This window comes from Limisphaera sp. 4302-co, from assembly GCF_049537155.1.
GTDB lineage: Bacteria > Verrucomicrobiota > Verrucomicrobiia > Limisphaerales > Limisphaeraceae > Limisphaera.
The window spans coordinates 107,915-126,095 of record NZ_JBMVQZ010000013.1 but is presented as its reverse complement, the minus strand read 5'-3'; the positions used below and the strand labels follow the sequence as shown (position 1 = coordinate 126,095).

At 67.1% G+C, this 18,181-nt stretch carries 14 protein-coding genes; 6 read left to right on the top strand and 8 right to left on the bottom strand.

The window, feature by feature from the left end; genetic code table 11:
* Window positions 1-269: 269 nt before the first annotated feature.
* The 6 genes from ACPDIX_RS12905 to acpS all read left to right on the top strand — a co-directional run bounded on the left by ACPDIX_RS12905 (window position 270) and on the right by acpS (window position 8,909).
* Entirely contained in the window at window positions 270-1,652 is a 1,383-nt protein-coding gene (locus ACPDIX_RS12905; RefSeq protein WP_423432215.1) for a PhoPQ-activated pathogenicity-related family protein, read from the top strand.
* Between the two features lie 231 nt (window positions 1,653-1,883).
* On the top strand, window positions 1,884-3,410 hold the full coding sequence (locus ACPDIX_RS12900; protein ID WP_423432214.1) for an ATP-binding protein: 1,527 nt from the start codon (window positions 1,884-1,886) through the stop codon (window positions 3,408-3,410).
* Window positions 3,411-3,663: 253 nt separating this feature from the next.
* A complete protein-coding gene (locus ACPDIX_RS12895) occupies window positions 3,664-5,169 on the top strand; it encodes a PLP-dependent transferase (protein WP_423432213.1) in 1,506 nt (501 codons plus the stop codon).
* Window positions 5,170-6,136: 967 nt separating this feature from the next.
* Window positions 6,137-7,732, top strand: a complete 1,596-nt coding sequence (locus ACPDIX_RS12890) for a hypothetical protein (protein ID WP_423432212.1) — start codon at window positions 6,137-6,139, stop codon at window positions 7,730-7,732.
* Window positions 7,733-7,737: 5 nt separating this feature from the next.
* Window positions 7,738-8,496 (top strand): pyridoxine 5'-phosphate synthase, encoded by a 759-nt coding sequence (locus ACPDIX_RS12885; RefSeq protein ID WP_423432211.1) that lies wholly within the window; start codon window positions 7,738-7,740, stop codon window positions 8,494-8,496.
* A 35-nt stretch (window positions 8,497-8,531) separates the two neighbouring features.
* Window positions 8,532-8,909: a holo-ACP synthase gene (gene acpS / locus ACPDIX_RS12880; protein WP_423432216.1), complete on the top strand. Its 378-nt coding sequence runs from the start codon at window positions 8,532-8,534 to the stop codon at window positions 8,907-8,909.
* A gap of 39 nt (window positions 8,910-8,948) precedes the next feature.
* Here acpS and ACPDIX_RS12875 read toward each other — a convergent pair whose 3' ends face one another.
* The 8 genes from ACPDIX_RS12875 to ACPDIX_RS12840 form a co-directional block, all read right to left on the bottom strand.
* Window positions 8,949-9,965 carry a 2-dehydropantoate 2-reductase gene (locus tag ACPDIX_RS12875; RefSeq protein ID WP_423432210.1) on the bottom strand — a complete coding sequence of 339 codons (1,017 nt, stop codon included), beginning with the start codon at window positions 9,963-9,965 and terminating at the stop codon, window positions 8,949-8,951.
* A 73-nt stretch (window positions 9,966-10,038) separates the two neighbouring features.
* Entirely contained in the window at window positions 10,039-10,326 is a 288-nt protein-coding gene (locus ACPDIX_RS12870; RefSeq protein WP_423432209.1) for an HU family DNA-binding protein, read from the bottom strand.
* Window positions 10,327-10,471: 145 nt separating this feature from the next.
* Window positions 10,472-12,046 carry a glycoside hydrolase family 16 protein gene (locus ACPDIX_RS12865; RefSeq protein WP_423432208.1) on the bottom strand — a complete coding sequence of 525 codons (1,575 nt, stop codon included), beginning with the start codon at window positions 12,044-12,046 and terminating at the stop codon, window positions 10,472-10,474.
* Between the two features lie 77 nt (window positions 12,047-12,123).
* On the bottom strand, window positions 12,124-13,797 hold the full coding sequence (locus ACPDIX_RS12860) for an immunoglobulin domain-containing protein (protein WP_423432207.1): 1,674 nt from the start codon (window positions 13,795-13,797) through the stop codon (window positions 12,124-12,126).
* 384 nt (window positions 13,798-14,181) lie between these two features.
* On the bottom strand, window positions 14,182-15,708 hold the full coding sequence (locus ACPDIX_RS12855) for an alpha-amylase family glycosyl hydrolase (RefSeq protein WP_423432206.1): 1,527 nt from the start codon (window positions 15,706-15,708) through the stop codon (window positions 14,182-14,184).
* Between the two features lie 15 nt (window positions 15,709-15,723).
* A complete protein-coding gene (locus ACPDIX_RS12850) occupies window positions 15,724-16,200 on the bottom strand; it encodes an ACT domain-containing protein (RefSeq protein ID WP_423432205.1) in 477 nt (158 codons plus the stop codon).
* Window positions 16,201-16,297: 97 nt separating this feature from the next.
* Window positions 16,298-17,638 (bottom strand): hypothetical protein, encoded by a 1,341-nt coding sequence (locus tag ACPDIX_RS12845; protein ID WP_423432204.1) that lies wholly within the window; start codon window positions 17,636-17,638, stop codon window positions 16,298-16,300.
* 151 nt (window positions 17,639-17,789) lie between these two features.
* Window positions 17,790-18,122 carry an FmdB family zinc ribbon protein gene (locus tag ACPDIX_RS12840; RefSeq protein ID WP_423432203.1) on the bottom strand — a complete coding sequence of 111 codons (333 nt, stop codon included), beginning with the start codon at window positions 18,120-18,122 and terminating at the stop codon, window positions 17,790-17,792.
* Window positions 18,123-18,181 lie beyond the last annotated feature (59 nt).

Sequence of the window (18,181 nt, the reverse complement as noted above, 5' to 3'; positions counted from 1 at the left end):
CCAGATTTCAGTTGTTGCCCCGGGCAGCCCGCCTATGATGGGAGCCGATGAACCGGTCCTCCCTGCCCTTCCCAGCCCTTGCGTGCGGAGGTGTCCCTCCCTCTGTCCCCCGCCGGATCCTCGGCCCAAACCATGCGCACCCGCCACCTGGATGGGGCGGGACCGGTGGCGATCTCCCCGATGCCTCACCCGAACCGATCGTGCGCCCCGCCCGCCGTCACCCGACAGCGCCCGCATGGATCGCCCTGGGCTGTTGTGCACTGCTGTGGATGGGTGAAACCTTCGCGACAGCCGGGCCCCGCGAAACCCGGCCCGAACGACAGACGGCCCTCGACCGCTACGTGGCCGCGCCTGATGCCCATTACCAATTCGAGCTCGTGCGCACGCAGGAGTCGGACGCCGGCAAGGTGCATACGCTCCGGCTGATCTCCCAGTCCTGGCTCACCCCGGCCGAGGTGGATCGGACGGTCTGGGAACATTGGCTGTTGGTGGCCGTGCCGCGCGACGTCCGGCATGCCACCGGGCTGTTGTTCATCGGGGGCGGACGCAACGGCAGCGAGCCGCCCCCGGGCATGGATGCCAACCTGGTCCGTCTCGCTGTCGAAACCCGCTCGGTGGTGGCCGAGCTGCGAAACGTCCCGAACCAACCGCTCGTTTTCCACAACGACGGCCAACGCCGGGTGGAGGACGATCTCATTGCCTACACCTGGGACCGCTATTTGCGCACCGGGGACGAACGTTGGCCGGCGCGACTTCCCATGACCAAGGCAGCCGTACGCGCCATGGACGCCATCACGGCCTTTTGCGCCCGCGACGGCGGCGGCCACACGGTGGATCGGTTCGTCGTCGCAGGCGCGTCCAAACGCGGGTGGACGACCTGGACCACGGCCGCCGCGGACGACCGGGTGGTGGCCATCGTGCCGGTGGTGATCGACGTGCTCAACGTGGAGCCCTCGATGCGCCATCACTACGCCGCCTACGGGTTCTGGGCACCGGCCGTGGGCGACTACGTCCGCCACGGCATCATGGATTGGATGGGTACCCGCGAAATGGCGGCCCTGCTGGCCATCGAAGACCCCTACAGCTATCGCGACCGTTACACCCTGCCCAAACTCATCCTCAACGCCGCCGGTGACCAGTTCTTCCTGCCGGACTCGTCGAGATTCTACTTCGACTCCCTGCCGGGAGAAAAGTTGCTCCGGTACGTTCCCAACGCGGATCATTCCCTCCGCCACACCGACGCCTTCGACACACTCAAGGCCTTCTACGCCTCCATCCTGTTGAACCGGCCGCGACCTCGTTTCCAATGGCGGCACGACGCGAACGGCACGCTGGAGGTTCGCACCGAAACCGCCCCCCGGCAGGTCACCCTCTGGCAGGCCACCAACCCCGAGGCACGGGATTTCCGCGTCGAAACCTTCGGCACCAACTGGTCGGCCCAACCGTTGAGCAGCGCAAACGGCCGGTACACCGTCCCATTGAAGGAACCGGCCCGTGGTTGGACCGCCACCCTGGTCGAGCTGACCTACGACGGACCCTTGGACACACCGTTCAAACTCACCACGCCGGTGTTCGTGGTTCCCGACCGCACGGACCACCGGTTCGTTCCCACCAACCCCCGCGGAACTCCGATCGGGAACCGACGCCCCTAAGATCGCGTGTTCCCCGGCAGGGGCTCCCTCCCGTGCGCGCCAGCCACTGAACGCCACCGTGGCGAAGTGCTTGAACGCATCGTCGGGCCGGGGCCAACATCCTGAGGACATGCGCTCAATGGCCGGTCCAACGGGGTCAAGCCGGGCGCAGCCGGTTCGGCCTTCCCGTTTCAGAAGGTGTCCCCGGCGGGGCGGGTGTGTGCACAAACCTTTGAAGAGATGGTCAGGGACTTGAACGGCGACACAGCCCGGGGCCCGCGGCGCGCCGGTTTCAACGGTGGGTCGGTGGGCCGGGAACTGGATGCGTTCCTTCGAGACACCAATCCATGGTGGTCCGGCCGGCCCGGTCGGCCCCTGCCCCCTTTCCGGCGGTGGCTGTTTCCTCATGCCCTCCAACGGCTGAAAAGCGGGTTGGCCCCGGTGACCGTCATCCGCGGCCCGCGACAGGTCGGCAAGACCACTCTCCAAGAACAGTTGATCTCTTGCTTGCTGCGCGAAGAAGGGGTGGAACCCAACCGGGTTTTCCGCGTGCAGTTTGACGAGATCCCCTCGCTTCGCGGATTGCGGGAGCCGGTTTTGCAACTGTGCCGTTGGTTCGAAGCTCAGATTCTGGGCCGGACGTTCAATGAAGCAGCCACCGCCGGCAAGCCGGCCTTCCTGTTCTTCGACGAAGTTCAGAACCTCGATGATTGGGCGCCCCAGGTCAAAGCCCTTGTGGACCATCATGCCGTGCGGGTCCTGCTGACTGGCAGTTCGGCCCTCCGGATCGAGTTGGGAAGGGACAGTCTTGCCGGACGCATCACCACGCTCGAGCTGGGCACCCTGCTGCTGCGGGAAATCGCGCTGCTGCGTAAGTGGGGCGAGATCCCTTCCCTGGTGGCCGACAACGGGTGGGGAGCGCTCGCTACAGCCGATTTTTGGCGCGCCCTGCGCGATCTGGGCTGGAGGTACCGCGAGGTTCGAAATGCCGCATTTGCCGCCTTCTCCGAGCGTGGCGGCTACCCCGTGGCGCATGCCGCTGCAGATCGTCCCTGGGCAGAGGTCGCGGAACATCTGAACGAAACAGTGATCCGGCGGGTCATCCTCCACGATCTGCGACTGGGCCAGCGCGGCCGGAAGCGGGATCGTCATCTGCTTGAAGAACTCTTCCGCCTCTGCTGCCGCTATGCCGGTCAGGCTCCGCGGATAGCATTGCTTGCGCAGGAACTCCGCGCGGCGCTCAGCGCCGACGTGGGCGCGCAAAGGATCGCTTCGTACCTGCGATTCTTGCACGACACCCTGCTTCTCAGACTTATTCCGCCCATGGAGCTGCGTCTCAAACGCCGGAAGGGCCAACCCAAGATCTGCCTGTGCGATCATGCCCTCCGCGCGGCCTGGCTCCACGAAGAGATTCCCCTGGACCCGTCCGAGTTGGAAAAGGCACCTCATCTGGCGGACCTGGCCGGACATCTGGCCGAAAGCGTGGCCGGATATTTTCTGGGAACCCTTCCCGGGTTGACCGTGGACTGGTTTCCCGAGCGGGGCTTGGAGCCGGAGGTGGATTTCGTCCTCACCATCGGCTCCTGCCGCGTGCCGGTCGAAATCAAGTACCGGCAGCACATTGACGAACGGCGTGACACCCTCGGACTGCGCGCCTTCCTCGAGAAATCGGTCTACAACGCCATCTTCGGAATCCTCGTGACCCCGACCGATCCGCCTCCTGTCTCCGATCCGCGGATTGTCGCCCTACCCCTGTCTTCGTTGCTCCTGATTCGTTGAACCTTCCAGCCGCCGTCGGCGGCCTCCGGATGCACCCCCCGGGCATCCGGCACCCCGGGTCCCGGCCAGGCGTTCCAAGGCTCCGGCTGGGTTTCAACCCCGCTTGCGGGCGCCGGGCAGGCCACACCGGCTGACGGAGCTCCCATTCCCGGGCGGAGAGAAGCCGATCCGACGCGGCGATCCCCTCCGATCCGGCATTGGCGGAAACGCAGCGTCCGGGTAAGGTTGGGCGTCACGAACGCTACTCTCGAGGATGAGCGCACACGATTTGCTGCACCACCCGCTGTGGCAACCGGACACGCTGGGTCGGCCGATGCCTCCGGAGCCGCATGCGGTATCGGTCGCCCTGCCCCGCTGGGAAGACGTGGTGGGTTACGAGGAGAAGAGGCCCGAGGTCATGACGCGGTTGCAGGCCGGTTATCCGCGCTTCGTCATCGCGCGTCCGGTGCTGGAACTGGCCCGTGCGGTGGCCGGCGCGGAGCAGCCGGCCCTGCCCTTCCCATCCACGGCGGCGGCCGGCGACGCCGCAGCCTTTGTCCGTCGCCAGACCGGTGCGGCCGCCGAGGTTCGGATCCGGGGACCGGTTGCCGTGGTGGTCACCACGGAGACGGGTTTCCCGGCGCTGAAAGCTTTCTGGCAACACACCGGCCGCATCGTTTCCACCCGGCAGGCGAAACGATGGCTTGCGGGCGGAGGGGAAATCGCCGAAGCCGAGGCAGTCCGCCGCGAGCTGCGGCGGCAGCTGGCGGCGCTGTACGACTGCGCCGAGGAGGACGTCGTTCTCACACCCACGGGCATGGCCGCGCAATGGGCGGCCCTGCACGCCGTGCAGGCGTTGCGGCCGGGCCTGCCCACGGTCCAGATCGGCTTCCCGTACGTGGACACGCTCAAACTGCAGGAAAAGTTCGGCTTCGGAGTGACCCTGCTGCACGACCTGGCGGCGGCTGTCGGGGATCTGGAGCGGCTGCTGGAGCGGCAGTCCGTGGCAGCCTGTTTCTGCGAAGTCCCGGGCAACCCTTTGCTCGGTTCGGCAGACCTTTCGAAAATCAGCCCGCTGTTGCGCCGGCACGGAGTCCCGCTGGTCGTGGACGACGTGGTGGCCACGCCGTTCAATGTGGACCTGGGCCGGCACGCCGACCTGATCGCCACGAGCCTGACCAAGTTCATGGCAGGCTCTTGCAACGTCATGGGCGGCGCCGTCATTTGTTGCCCGCGCTCCCCCTGGCATCAGCAGTTGCGGGCGCGCCTGAGCGGGCCGGCCCCGGAACCACTCTGGGGCGAGGACGCCGCGGTGGTTCTGGAGGGCTGCAAAACGTTCCCGGACCGCATGGCCCGACACAACAAACATGGTCTGTTCATCGCAGAACGACTCCGCCGACATCCGGCCGTGGAACGGGTTTGGTATCCCCGTTGGGAAAACGCCGAAGCTTACGAGTCGGTGCGCCGGCCGGGCGGCGGCTGGGGCGCGCTGATCACCTTCCTCCCCCGCGACCCCGCCCGCACCGCGCCGCGGATCTACGATCGGCTCGAGATCTGCAAAGGACCCAGTCTGGGCACGGTGTTCACCCTGGCCTGTCCTTTCACCCTGCTGGCCCATTATCTGGAACTGGAGTGGGCCGAAAGATGCGGGGTCTCGCGATACCTGATCCGGCTTTCGGTGGGATTGGAAGATCCACACGAGCTGTGGCGCCGGTTGGAACGCGCCCTCGCCCTGCAGGAAGCCGCCCCAGCCTCGTCCCTCGCCCCCGCCGGGCCCTAGCCTTCCCCGCGCGGCTGGAGCTGCCCGCGACGCCCCCGGCTGGCGCGCGCCGGCGTTTCCATCCCAGCCCCCGCGAAGGCTCCGGGGATTCCGGGGTGACCGCGGCCGCCGGCCGTTGCTCTCTCGCAGGGTCGGTGGCAGAGGCCTGTCGAGCCTCCATTCTTTCGACCCGCGCCTTCTTGGGCGGTCATACGGCGCCGGCCAAGCGGGATGGTGACGTTCCTGCAGGTGGCGGACCCATGGGAGGATGCCGCAGGCAGGGCTTGGCTGGCCAAGATGCGTGATTCTGACGCCGGCGGCGCGAATTTTTTCTCCAAAGACTGCCTGCGGACGGGTCGGGCGAAGTTGTAAATGCGTGAAAGCGGGCCAAAATCCGCCACTTTTTTGGGTCAGGATCGGTTGGCCCGGGATTTGCTATTCCTTCAGGTGCCTTGGTTGAACGACCGGTCGGAAGACCGGTCCAATCGCCAAGGGAGGGTTTGACTGTCGAAGTGCTCTTTGAGTGCTGCCACGGAGGAATGGTGGGGTAAGGAGCACAGGCGGGCGGATGGTTTCAGTCGGGTTTTCCATCGTCAGCCCGCCGGCGGGTCGGCGGTTCGGTCGCCGGTGTCACGCGCCGGTGGACGACCGCCGGCCCGAACTCCTCCGCGGATTTGTTGGTGGGGAGCCACGGGTCGCTCTGCGGGGATGACCCGTTCCGACAAGCAGCGGGCTTCCCAGACGGAGGTTGCCGATTGCGCTTTTGCGCGCTGACACGCCTGCTGCAATCCCCGCGCAAATGACGGGGAACCCAAACCGGGTGCAACGCCCTTGGGTTCCCCGTCCGTTTTTCAGGCAGAATCGGCGCCCGCCCCGCGGCGGGTGCGGCATGGACCGCGGCTGTCGCCGGGTCGGCCTGCTTCCAGCCGCCGGGGCGCGGTTTCGGATTTGCCAACCCTGCGGTTGTCTGGCACATGAACCCCCGTTTATGCGCCGATACATCCTGCTGGGAGCCGTGCTGCTTGGATTGGCCGGGTGCGGTTCCAAAGAAAAAGCCGAAACCACCCGGATCCTGCTCCACTGGCACTTTGCCGGGCCCGGAGCACTCGAGCAGGTCTCCGATCCGGCGGAGACCAAGCGGCTCTGGTCAAGGCCCGAGACGCGCGCGCTCTGGAACCAGACCCTGGACAAGCTGGCCCGCGCGCCGCGCCATTGGGGACTGGATCCGAACGCAACCGCGCCTCTGCTGCGTCCGCTGTTGAGTGACCTGTTCGAAACCGAGCACGCGTTTCAGTGGGTGGAACGCGGCGGGCAGGAGGCGGAGTGGATCCTGGCGGTTCGGCTGGCCCCGGAAAAGCGGGGTCGGTGGCAGACCAATCTGTATCAGGTACTCGGGTCCTGGACGCGACAGGATCCCGCGCCCGATCCGGCCAGTGGCGGATGGCGCTGGACGGCACCCGCGGGTTCCGGGGTGGAACAGATCCTGGTGGCGCTGCGCGAGGATTGGTTGCTCATGGCGGGTGGCCCTCGGGGGAATGACAGCCTGGCACGTGCCTGGTTGCGCGAGATTCAGGCGCGACACCGGCCGCTGCCGCCCAGCACGCAACACTGGGCCCGGCTGCGCGTGGACTGGCCCGCATTGGGCCGGCGGCTGCCCCCGTGGTTGCGGGACCTGGATCTGCCACTGACCGACACACTGGCCACAACCTCGGGCGAGCGGCTGCAGTTTCGTACCGAGCTTCAGTTCGCGCAGCCTCACGGATGGCAGCCGGTCCCCTGGCTGTTTCCGTCCAACCTCATCCGGGAACCGTTGGTCGGCTTTTGCGCCATGCGCGGCATTGCGCCGCGACTCCAGCCCTGGATGGAACGCGCGGGTCTGAAGATCTTCCCCACACCGAATCAATTCTGTGCATGGTCGCTCGCTTCGGCCCCCTTCCAGATCTTCGCCGCGGTGCCGGTCAACGATCCCACCAACACGATGCGCGAGCTCTGCCGGGTGCTGCCTCCCTGGTTCAACACCAACAGCCAGGGGCGTGCCCTCGGATGGTGGGTTGTGCCCACCAACTTCCCGGCCATCATCTGGGATGGCATGCCCTTCTTCGGTGCCTATTGCCGGCCGGTCTCCGAACCGGCCGGTCAGGGGTTCATCTTCGCCGGGCTGTTCCCGAACAATGCCAAAAGCCAGCCACCGCCACCTGCGCTCTACGAGGAGATCCTCAGCCGGACCAATCTGGTGTACTACGACTGGGAACTCGGCGGCGAACGCGTCCGAAGCTGGCAACTGCTCAGTCAGGTGGCCCTGCTGCTGGCCGACCGACAGCAACTGGCCCCCACCACGGCCGGCGCGCATTGGATGTTCATGCTCACCACCAACGTCGCCAACGTGGGCACTTCGCTCGTCGTGACGGGCCCACGAACCATGCTGCTGACCCGCACCGCCCCCCTGGGTCTGACCGGCTTGGAGTCGGTCCTTCTGGCGCACTGGTTGGAAGCACCCGGGTTTCCCTGGAGCTGGGACTGGCCGGCCATGCCCCAGCCGAAACGCCGCTCTTCGACGAACGCCACACCCCGGCAGACACGCTGAAGCCCATGCTGAAACTCGGCGTCAACATTGATCACGTGGCCACACTCCGTCAGGCCCGCTACCGCGGGCGCGAACAGGGTGAACCGGACCCGGTCCGGGCGGCCCGCATTTGTGAAGAGGCCGGGGCTCACGGCATCACCTGTCACCTGCGGGAGGATCGCCGTCACATCGTGGACCGCGATGTGTTCGCCCTCCGGCGCACGGTCCGGACCCGTCTCAACCTCGAGATGGCCAACACCCCGGAGATCGTCGCCATCGCCCTGCAGGTCAAACCGGACATCGTCTGCATCGTGCCCGAGCGACGCGAGGAGGTCACCACCGAGGGCGGGCTGGACGTGGTGGCCCAGGAGCCGGCACTGACCGAAACGCGTCGCCGCATGAACGATGCCGGCATCGAGGTCAGCCTGTTCATTGCACCCGATCCCCCCCAGATCGAGGCGGCGGCCCGGGTGGGTGCCCAGTTTGTGGAACTGCACACCGGCCGGTTCGCCGAGGCGTTTGGCGATCCCGCGCAGCGGGAGGAGGAACTCAACCGCCTGGTGGAAGGGGCGCGGCTGGCACACCGGCTCGGCCTGCGGGTGAACGCCGGGCATGGTTTGAACTATGAAAACGTCCGCTGGCTTCATCGCGTGCCCCACCTGGTGGAGCTGAACATCGGCCACAGCATCATCAGCCGTGCCGTGTTCACCGGTCTGGCTCGGGCGGTGCGAGACATGCTCGACGCGATGGCCGGCTACACCGGAGGCATGCCCGGGGCCGCGTGAACCGGGCGGATCATCCGCACCTGCCAGTCATCATGATCCTGGGCGTGGGCATTGACCTGATCGAAGTCGACCGCATTCGGGCCAGCCGGGAACGGTTCGGCGACCGGTTCCTGCGGCGCATCCTGCTGCCGGCCGAGGTGGACTATTGCCTGTCGCAACGCGATCCGGGACCCTTTCTTGCTGTGCGCTTTGCCGCCAAGGAGGCCATCTCGAAGGCATTCGGCACCGGCATCGGCACGCAACTGGGCTGGCTGGACATGGAGATCTGCCATCGCGAAAGCGGCGAACCGTACGTGGTGCTTCACGGCAAGGCGCTGCCCCTGCTGGAACGTCGCGGCGGCACGGCGGTGCTCATCAGCCTCAGTCACACCCGACAACACGCCACGGCCGTCGCGCTGCTCATCCGGGAATAACCCCGCTGCACGCCGCGGCCCGTTCCGGGCCCGCCTTTTTCACGGGGCGCGTGCGGGCCGATGCCGATCCAACTCCCGCAGCACCCGGCAAAGCGCGTCCAGATGCGGCGTGGGCACGCCCGCCCGCGCGGCGCGGCGCCGTGGTTCCTCGAAAAGACTCTCCAGCTCCAGCGGCAGGCCCTTCTCGTAATCCAGGAGGGTGGAGGCCTTGTAGGATCCCATGGCGCGGGTCCGCGCGATCATCTCCTCCACCAGCGACTCCTCAAGGGCATGCCCCAGCGCGCGTGCGGCCGCGATGACCTCCCGCATCAACAACCGCACCCGCTCCCGCCCGACCGGATCGGCCAGCAATTCCTCCGTGGTCACACATGTGTTGCGGAGTGGCCGGATCGGTCCGCGGTAACCGGGTTCCAGAGCTTCCCACCCCGCAAGGGCGGCCACGCCCAGCCCGTTGAACGGAACGTTCCAGACGAGCTTCTCCCAGTGCGCCCGTTCCAGATCGTCCGTGACCCGGCAAGGCACGCCCACCATCTCCCACCGGTGGGCGATATGACGGACTCGTTCGCCGGCCGGCCGACCGTACTCGCCCAACATCACCAACCCGTGTGCGATGTGCCGGATCACGCCAGGGGCGATCCGATTCAAACACACGAAACACAGCCCGCCCAGGATCCGTTCGGGATCGAACAACCGGGCCAGCGCTTCCTCGTTACCCAGCCCATTTTGCAGCGTGAGCACGGCGGTTTCCCGGCCCACCAACGGCCGCACCAGACGTTCGAATCGGTCGTTGGCCGTGGTCTTCAGCCCGATCAACACCAGGTCCACCGGCCCGATCTCTTCGGGCAACCGGGCGCACTTCGGTCGTGCCACAAAATCCCCCTGCGGACTGAGGATCTGCACCCCGTCGGCGCGCACCGCCTCGTAATCGGAGCGCAGCAGGAAGTGGACTTCCGCGCCCGTCTGCCAGAGCCGCGCCCCGTAGTAGCTGCCCACGGCCCCGCAACCGACCACGGCCACCTGCCACGGCCGGTGCATGCCCTGCTGCTCCGCCTTCATCTGCCGGTCGCCAAAACAAAAAGGGCACTCTGAAGTGACCTCAGAGTGCCCGCAAACCCGCTTTCACAGAGCGTTACTTGGATCCCAGAATGGCGTCCTTGGCCGCCTTCGAGACACGGAACTTCACCACACGCTTGGCCGGGATGTTGATGATCTCGCCCGTGGCGGGATTCCGGCCCTTGCGCGCCTTGCGGTGCACCAAGACCAGCTTGCCCAGGCCCGGCAACGTGAAGGAGTTCTTCGCCTGTTTGTAGGCCAGCTGGGCCAGCTCATCCAAAAACTGCGTGGCCTGTTTCTTCGTGATCCCGACCTTGTCGGCCAGGGTGGCTGCGATCTGGGACTTCGTGAGTGCCTTTGCCATATGAATCTTCCCGTGTTGTTGTTCGGTTGACGATGTGTCCGACTTGCGCGGCCCATTAAAACGCGCCCGCCCGTCACTGCAAGCGCAAAATGCGCGATAAATCGAGCTTTTGCGCCTCCAACGGCCGATCCCACGACGCCCGGGCTCACCACCGGCGCACCGCGTAAAACCGGCGGTCGCCGGTTCGCGGCAACACCACCTCCGCAACGTTGCCGTCCCCCGTGTGCCACCGGACCACCTCCCACGGCGCGGCGCCCAGGTCGGATGCACCCAGGACGGCGTACCTCCCGCCGGCACAGGTGGGAAACCGCAACACCAGCGTTTCCGGTCGGAGCCCGGCTTCCACCGGCACCGGCGGCGCCGGCTGGGTCACGCATTCCAGGTTGTCCCACAGCACCGCTCCACTCCCCGCGGGTGGCCGCGACAATGCCATTCGCACCCGCAGTCCGGCGGCGCCCGGCGGAGCCGTCAGTTCCTCGGCCGATCCGAGCAGGGCACCCGTGACCGGATCCAACCGGTTCGTCACTTCCAAACGTTGCCAGACACCCGGGGGTGCATCCGCTTCCATGGGCGCGGACCGGTGGAGTTCCCGCACGCCACCCGTGCCGTCATGGAACACCGCCTCCAGCCATGCCCGTTGGCCCGGAAGCAAACCCGATACCGGCGAATTCATCACCCAGCCGGCCACTCGGAACTTTTGGCCGGGCGCCACCGCGAATTCCTGGAAGACCTGCACCTCGGCAAAGGCATCGCCCTCCGCAGCCGCCAGCTCGAGCGCATGAACGCCCGCATGCGCCAGCCCCGGCACCGGCCCGATCGCCGACACTCCGTTCCCGGCATGGACCCAGCCCGCCAGGGTGGGATCCTCGAATCCCCCGTTCCACAGGATGTTGCCCCCGCAGCCGTTGGTCCCGCCGTCCTCCCGCTGGTACACGCGCACATAATCCACCTGCATCACCTGGGGGAAAACGGTCGTCTCGTCCGGGTTGCCCGGCCATCTGCCGCCCACGGCCACGTTGAGGATCAGGAAGAATGGTTGGTCAAAGACCCAGCTCGATCCCGACGGCAGCGAGGCCGGGGAGACCGTGAAATATAGCGTGTTGTCCACAAACCAACGGATCCGCCCGGGTTCCCATTCCACGCCGAACACGTGGAAGTCATCCGCGAATGCGCCGCCGCCCGGCAGCACGTAGCGACCGCCGATGCCGTCGCCGCCGGAGTAACCCGGGCCATGAACCGTGCCGTGCACCGTGCCCGGTTCCCGGCCGATGTTCTCCATGATGTCGATCTCCCCACAGGCCGGCCATCCCACAGAGGGGAAGTTGGTCCCCAACATCCAAAACGCCGGCCACAATCCCTGCCCGCGGGGCAGCCGGATGCGCGCCTCGATCCTGCCGAACCGCCACGCCAGCCGGCCCTGTGTTTTCAAGCGGGCCGAGGTGTACTGCCGGGTGATCCCGTCGGTGCCGGTGTAAGTTTCGCGACGGGCCTCGATGACCAGACAACCGTTCTCGATGCGGCAATTGTTGGTGCGCGCGGTGTAAGTTTGGAGCTCGTTGTTTCCCCAGCCGCCGCCCCCCAGGTCGTAAGTCCACCAACCCGCATGCGGTCGGCTGCCGTCGGGCTGATCGAATTCGTCGGCCCAGACCAGACGCCAGCCGGGCCGGATCTGACCCCACCCGTTTGTGCCGACCGCCAGCAGAAACAGCAGGGCGAGCACGCCTGTCCTCCCGGGTTGCGAAGCCCCGGATCCGGGCGTGCCCGCCCGCCCACCGGAACGTCTTGCAGCAGCGGCTCTCAAAGCGTCAGCACCATGAAAAACCGCGCCCGGGTTCCCAGCGGCACCGTGACCGTGCGCACCGAGCCGTCGCCTTCCACCGGCTCGCCCACCGGCGTCCAGACCGGCTGGCCGAGGTCCTCCGTGGCGATCACCTGGTACTGCGTGGCTCCCTGCGTGGGCCACGAGAGCTCGACCTGATCGCCCACGCGCCGCGCCGTGATGCGCACGCGTTCCTTTTTCATGAGCCGCAGGGCGTCGGCATACACGTTGCCGGTGCCGCCGCCCAGGTTGTGAAGGGTCAACTGGAACCGCACCGTTTCCGTGCCGGGCGGGGCCACAAGATACCGCGCGTTTTCCGTGCTGATTTGCGTCCAACCGGCCGGCACTCCGTTCGTCACCTCCAGATACAACCACTGGTCCTTGGGCGAATCCGGCCTGACCGGCGAGGAAACCCACATGGCCAGGGGCGTGGGCCCGGCACGGAATTGCACCTCGATTTGCAGGCTGGTGTCGCCGGCCAGGGCATCGGCCGTGGACAACCAGAACCAACCGTCGGCGGTGAAGACGTCACCCGGCGCCGCCGGCTGGTCCTGGAACACACCGTTCCATTCGCCCGCGTTGTAAATCCGCACGACGTTGGTGCCTTCCCGGGCCTGCACGGGGTAATCCCACTGGTTGCCGTAAAAATCGTTCGTGCTCGCCAGTGCTGCGCCGGAGAAATTGAACCAGGGCGGCGGGACCTGCGTGGGCAGCTCGACGTCGAACTCGAAACCCGGGTTGTCCAGCCAGTTGGCGTACTCGGCCGGCGACAACACCCGCAGCCGGGCCGGCTGGGAATCCTTCGTGCCGGCTGCCGAGGTCACGGTGACGCTGTAGAGGCCCGCGTCTTCCGGCTGCGCATCCACGATGGTCAGCGTGGCCGTCTGCACGCCCTGAAACCGGCCGCCCTCACTCAGCGGCACTCCGTCCTTTTTCCAGCGATAACTCAAGGGCGACGAACTGACCGCCGTGACCGAAAACTGCGCCGTGCTCCCGATCAGCACCCGTTTGGACCGCGGCTCGGCCGTGATGGAGGGATCCTCGTTGTCCACCACGATGCTGACCCCGGCCTCCGCCTCGGGCGAGCCCGGAGCCGCATTGGGCCCGTACAGCAGGAACCCGTACTGGGTGATGTTCCCCGGCGCAATCGAACGCGTCACGGAAAACTCCCAGCCCGCGTACAACTCCGCCCGCGTGTCTCCGATGTACGCGTACCCCGGAGCAAACTCCTTGATCACCGCCACCGCAGTCCAACCCGCCGGGAGGGTGTTGGACTCCACATAGCCGGTGAACGTGACGTCCTGTCCGCCGTACAACGTCCCCACGTCCACGTAGAAGTTCGCCTCGAGCAACTTGTTCGGCGTGCCGTCGGTGAGATTCCAGTAACCGCCCGTGTTGAACGTGTTGGTGTTGATGCGCAGCACCACGCGCGTGGCATTGCTCTGCACCGGCTCGAACGCCGCGCGCAAATCCGCCGGCGCCCATGCCTGCCCGAAGGCATAGGTGTTGTCCATGTTGAACACATTCATCCAACCCAACCACGTCTTGGTGGAATCCACCTTGACGGTGACCTGACCCGAGGTGAAGGCCGAACCCGACCACCATACGACCCCGGCAAGAACCAGGGAGACCAGTTGAGGACTTTTTTTCATGGCGACGTCTCGCGTATGCGGCCCGCCCGTCCCCGGAGCCCACCCCGTCCCTTCTCCGGGGCCTGGTTCATGCGGCCAACCGGGAACGTCCGAGCGCGCTTTTCCGTTGCGGTGCCAGCCTACGCCCGGACCGGACAGGGTGTCAAACGCGGGCGGCACGCACGCGCCCACCGGGCCGCCCCTGCCGGCCCACTTCACCCCGGACGAGTAAACCCCGGTGAGCCCTGTGACGACCGGTGCGGACACGGAACCGGAAGAGTACCGGGGGCGCGGGTTTGTCATGGCCTCCAGCGGCTCCTCCGCTCGCGGCACAGCCGGCCCCATCACGACAGCCAAAAGGCTGTGCGGAGAACAGCCCAGCCCGATCCACGACGGTTCCGCCGGTCACGCGACCGGTCCTTCCATCCGGGTGAACTCGAGCACCTGGACACCGCGGGCAGGCAGGTCCAGATAAATCCCCTGCGCGACCATGGCCGCCGCGTCCCGCTGATCCGTCCAACCCGCGCCATGTTCATGAACGCGCCATCGGCCGGAGCGAACAGCCTCCGCCGGCCAGGGAGCCCGACACTGGCCGGGATGCGGGGCGTGATTGATCGCCACCAGCGTGAACCGGTCGGCCGCCTGTTGCCAGACGATCAAGACGAAGTTCAGGCCGCTCGGGTTCCCCTCCCACGCCGCCAAGGGCGTCAGGAGGCGGGCACCTCCCCTGCCGATCCCGGCCCGCTTCTGAATCCGGAAGATCTCTTCGTAGATTTGCACGATCGCGGGGTCCGGTTGCTCCGGCGGCCGGCGAGACAATTGCACCGGCAGACGCAGACGCGCCCCCTCGCACTGTCCGTCGTGAAGAAACCGCATACCCGGCAGGGCCATGACCGTCCAAGCCGCCGCACGGTGGCGATCCGGAGGGAAAACCCGGGAAGCCCGGGGTTCATCATGATTTTCGAGGAAATGCACGCCGGCCGCGAGCGCGTCCGGTGACTGCTCCAGCAGATACCGCTGGATCCCGGGGCCTTCACCCCGCACCAACACGTCGTAAAGCCCCTTGTCATAGGTGAAATCGAACCCGAGCTCGCGCAGGCAACCTTCCAAGCCCCAGTAGGCCTCGGCCACGAAGAGGAAATCGGGCCGCTTCGACCGAACGGCTTCGATCGCCTCGGCCCAGAACTCCCCGTCCACGGGATCGGCCGGCGCCGGCCAACCTTCCCAGGTCCGGGCAAACACGGACCGAAGCACCAGCATCGCCATGTCACAGCGGACACCGTCGCACAGACCGGCCACCTCGCACAGCGTGTTCACCAAGGCCCGGCGAGCTGCGGCTGAACGATGGTCCCATTGCACCGTGTCGGTCCAGGGCGGGAAATACGGGTCGCGGCCATGCGCCAGCCAGCGCCGTGCCGGCCCCCGCCCGCCGCCGCCCAGACCGGACCGGTCCGGGCCGACCGCCGCCTCGAAGGTCCCCGGCCGCGGCCCGGGCGAGCCCACGAACCACTCGGGATGCTCTCGAACCCAGGGATGATCCAATCCCAGATGGTTGGGGACAAAATCGAGGATCAATCGAATCCCGCGTTGATGAAGGCGCTCGCGCAGGCGGAGCAGGGCGTCCCGACCGCCGAAACGCTCCGGGACCTCGTAGGCGGCGATGGCATAAGGCGAACCCGCCACGTCGTCCGGCCGCCATCCCGGCAGCACGGTATCGTACACCAGCCGGAGATCCGGATGTTCCCGTGCGATTTGGCGGGCGCGAGGTCCGGTGGGCCAGAGGCCCATCAACCACACATCCGTCACGCCCCGGGCCTGCCAAAGATCCAGCTCTTCCTCCGGCCAGTCGCAAAGTTGAAACCGCCGGCCGTGGACCGATTCCAGTTCCGTCCAGCGGCACCGGAGGTTCACCTCCCAGAGCAACGGGCTCATCGCATGCCGCCCCGTTCAGCCGCGGCCCTTGCGTCCGGCGGCCGGGATCCGTGTGGCATGGAGATTCAGCGCCTTCAGCGCCCTGGCCACGTCGCGCACGCGCAGCACGAGCAACCCCTTCTGCTGCCCGGGCGCGGTGGCGCAGTAGGCGTACTCGATGTTCACACCCGCGTCGGCCAGCGCATGCGCAATGGCCGCCAGGCTGCCCGGTTGGTTGCGGCCCTCCACCAGCAGCACGTCGTCTTCCACGACCAACGTGCCGCGCTCCTCGAACACATGCAGCGCACGGCGGTAATCGCTCACCACCAGACGGATGACCGTGTGATCCACCGTGTCGCTGGTGGTCAGCGCGTAGATGTTGATCTTCTCCTCGGCAAGGGCGTCGCACACGCGCGCCAGCATGCCGGGTTTGTTCTCGAGGAAGATCGCCAGTTGCTTGGCAATCTGCATGGAGGCCACCGAAGGGCCGCGGCCGGAAGTGCTCCTTTTCACGCCCGCATCCTAGCACACGGCCCAGTGGCGCACCAGCGGCGGTGCCCGCCACAGGCCAATCCCCGGCCGACTGCACGCCGGTTTCCGGGCCGGGCGATCAGCGGGGAACAGAAGCCCCGCCTTCCGGCGGGCCGGGCAAGGTGCCGAGGTCGTTGGTGACGACCCGGACCGCCGACGCCCGGGCGGGGAGTGGGCCGGGCGGGGCCTGCCCGGCACGGGCCAGGTTCGCTTCGAGTTCCGCGTCGAGCTGGTCGAGTCGGTCCAAGGTCTCGTACACGAGCCGGGCCGGTGTGGGCCGGACCAGACCCGAAGCAGGCACGGAGGCATCCGCCCTCGGGCGTTGTTCCAGGTATCGGGCCAGGGTTTGGATGTAGGCCCGGGCCAGCAATTGTGCCTCGGCCGGCAGCGTGGCTCCCAGAGTCTGAAGCCGGGCCATGCAGGCTTCCAAGGCCGGCCGTTGCCGGGACCAGTCCCACCGGCGAATGACCTCCTGCAAAGGCCAGTTGGTACGGGCGGCGGGCAGTTCGTCCGGGGAGGGGCGAACCTCCACGGGCACACGGACCGCCTCGCGGAGGCCGGCCCAGACGCCGGTGCCGCCCGGCGCCCCGGGCAGCGTTGGATCAGGCCGGAAACAGGCCACCTGCAGCGCCCACCACTTCTCCACATCCAGCATGCGTTCGAACTGCGCCGCATAGGCCGCCAGGAAGGCCGTCTGCCAGTTGAGGTACTGCGCCCGCCCGAGAATGAACGCCGTCATGGCAGCCGGGCCGGATGGGAGTCGCAACAGTTCGTGGACCAGCAGTTCCGCACTGGCGCGGAAGACCTCGGTTTCTGCTCCCGGGTTGCCGGAACTGCCGGGCCAGCAAAGCTGTTGCCAACTCAACACCCCGTGGTGCTCCAGCACCGGACGCACCCCGCGCAGAGGGTCGTACCGCCGTCGTTCCACCACCGTCCGCCGAACGGCCAGCGGCCCGCCCCCGGACGGCGGCGCAAACAACAGTTCCTCCCCGGCCAGAGCGAGCAATCGCCCGGCCCAACCCGCAACCAGCCAGGCGGGCAGATCGGTGGACCACTCGCCCGCGGAGCGGTTGGCAATCTCGAGAAACATCACCTGTACCAACCCCTCCAACAGCCGCCGCTGTTGCACCACCTCCGGCACCGCCAGCCGGTAGGTCCATCCCCCCGGGTGCCGTTCGGCCAGCAGAGTGAGGGGATCCGTTGGCGTTCGCGCGGGGATGACGGTCAGATGGACGCGATCCCTGCCCGGCGGCAATCCGCCCAGCTCCTGTGCCAGGCGCTGTCGGACCCGTTCGCAGGTGACCAGCAACAGCGCCGGGTCCACCTGCAGAAAACCCGCGTTGGTGGAGACGGCCAGTAGATCGGCGGGCAGTTTGACCGAGAACGGCTGACTGACCAAGAACTGCCCGGAATGACTCACCAACACTGCAGCGGGCGAGGGGGCCCTGCCTGTTCCCGCCCCAACTGCCAACCAGGGAGCCAACAGGCAAAGCAGCAACCATGGACCGGGCCGGCATGCCTTCCGCCGTGCCCTGTCCCGCCAGTTTGGAAGCACAAGTCGCCGCCCGGACTCAGGATCCGTTGCCCGAACCGGTTCCGGAGCCCTTGCTTTCACCACCCTTGGCAGCCGTTTTGCCGCCCTGGCCGTCTCCGCCGGAAGCGGCGGCGGCTTCGCGTTTGGCCGCCTGTTTGTAGCTCTCGCTGCGATAATCGGTGATGTAAAAGCCGCTGCCTTTGAAGAGCAAGCCCGCCCCGCCACTGATGGCCCGCTTCACGCGCCCCTTGCCCCAACGCTCGCGGGCGCACAATTCGCGCGGGCAGACCTCCAGCGGCGGTTCCTTGATGGACTGGAAGGTTTCGAACCGGTGACCGCACTTCTCGCAAACGTATTCGTACGTGGGCATATGGCTACCTCCTCCTGGGGCGGTTGCGCCGGTGGCGTCGGTCGCACCCTGCGGCACGG

Bases quoted from the DNA above. Each gene is read 5' to 3' on its own strand.
- ACPDIX_RS12885 (WP_423432211.1), top strand. From the start codon at position 7,738: ATGCTGAAACTCGGCGTCAACATTGATCACGTGGCCACACTCCGTCAG.
- ACPDIX_RS12875 (WP_423432210.1), bottom strand. From the start codon at position 9,965: ATGAAGGCGGAGCAGCAGGGCATGCACCGGCCGTGGCAGGTGGCCGTG.
- ACPDIX_RS12870 (WP_423432209.1), bottom strand. From the start codon at position 10,326: ATGGCAAAGGCACTCACGAAGTCCCAGATCGCAGCCACCCTGGCCGAC.
- ACPDIX_RS12890 (WP_423432212.1), top strand. From the start codon at position 6,137: ATGCGCCGATACATCCTGCTGGGAGCCGTGCTGCTTGGATTGGCCGGG.
- ACPDIX_RS12905 (WP_423432215.1), top strand. From the start codon at position 270: ATGGGTGAAACCTTCGCGACAGCCGGGCCCCGCGAAACCCGGCCCGAA.
- ACPDIX_RS12860 (WP_423432207.1), bottom strand. From the start codon at position 13,797: ATGAAAAAAAGTCCTCAACTGGTCTCCCTGGTTCTTGCCGGGGTCGTA.
- ACPDIX_RS12895 (WP_423432213.1), top strand. From the start codon at position 3,664: ATGAGCGCACACGATTTGCTGCACCACCCGCTGTGGCAACCGGACACG.
- ACPDIX_RS12840 (WP_423432203.1), bottom strand. From the start codon at position 18,122: ATGCCCACGTACGAATACGTTTGCGAGAAGTGCGGTCACCGGTTCGAA.
- ACPDIX_RS12855 (WP_423432206.1), bottom strand. From the start codon at position 15,708: ATGAGCCCGTTGCTCTGGGAGGTGAACCTCCGGTGCCGCTGGACGGAA.